1 protein-coding gene and 1 pseudogene are annotated in these 1039 nt (G+C 68.1%); both read left to right on the top strand.

Features of this window, described 5'->3' with window-relative positions:
• Positions 1-484 (top strand): annotated as a pseudogene (locus tag ENSA5_RS36910) (hypothetical protein); the annotation flags it as partial.
• A gap of 37 nt (positions 485-521) precedes the next feature.
• The coding region (locus tag ENSA5_RS02970; RefSeq protein WP_146155255.1) for a hypothetical protein at positions 522-1039 on the top strand (518 nt) is incomplete at its 3' end.

Below are 1039 nucleotides of genomic sequence, written 5' to 3'. Positions count from 1 at the left end.
ACCCGCGCCCCTACCCGAGCCCGACCTCGCCGCCGGGGAGGCCGACTCCGAGACCGGCGACGAAGCGACCGAGACGGGCAGCGAAGAGCCCGAGCCCGAGCCCGAGCCCGAGCCCAAGAAGAGCTCCAGGTCCAAGAAGAGCTCCAAGCCCAAGCCCCAACCCCAACCCCAGCCGGTCGCCACGACGCCGGAGCCCAAGCCCAAGCCCAAGCCCAAGCCAGGCAGTCCCAACGATCCGCGCGATGACGCGCAGCTCTACACCGCGGCGAAGGCAGCCTACAACAGCGGCCGCGCGGCCGAGGCCTACAAGCTCGCCTACGCGAGCTGGCGCAAGAAGTCGAAGTCCAAGACCGCCGAGCTGATGACCCTCGCGGCCTGCAAGATGAAGGACAAGGGCAAGGCCTCATCGTCGCTCAAGAAGGTCACGCTGATCCGGCGCAAGGCGATCAAGAAAAACTGCAAGGCGATCGGGGTCTCGCTGTAGGTGCTGACGCCAGCGGGCCCAACCGGTACTGTGGGGCGTGCGCCGACGCCCCACTGCGACCTTGTTGACCATGGCCCTCGTCATGAGCTCGATCGAGCTCGGCGCCGTGACTGCGTTCGCGCAAGATCCCGCGGCGGATCCCCTCGCCGAAGCCAAGGCCCTCAACAAAGAGGCCGAGATCAAATATCAGACCGCCGAGTACGAGGCCGCCCTCGCCCTGTGGAAGCGCGCCTTCGCGATCTTGCCGGACACCGAAGACACCCGGACGATCCGAAACGCGCTGGTCTACAACATCGCCGAGGCCCACAGCCGGGCCTACGAGGTCTCGCGCAACCCCACGCACCTGCGCAAGGCCAAGATCCTGCTCGAGAGCTACCGCGAGAATCACACCCAGCTCTACGGCGACGAGCCCGCCGCGGTTCAGGAGCGGGCCCAAGCCAGCGATCGCATCGCTCAGCTCGAGCAGATGCTCGCCGACTCCGAGGCCCGGGGTGAGAGCGCGACGCCCCTCAGTGACGGCGCCGAGCCGACCCAGCCGGCCCCCAGCCCCAACCC

Origin of the sequence: Enhygromyxa salina (assembly GCF_002994615.1) — a bacterium.
Classification (GTDB): Bacteria; Myxococcota_A; Polyangia; order Nannocystales; family Nannocystaceae; genus Plesiocystis; species Plesiocystis salina_A.
This window is presented reverse-complemented; position numbering and strand designations above follow the sequence as displayed.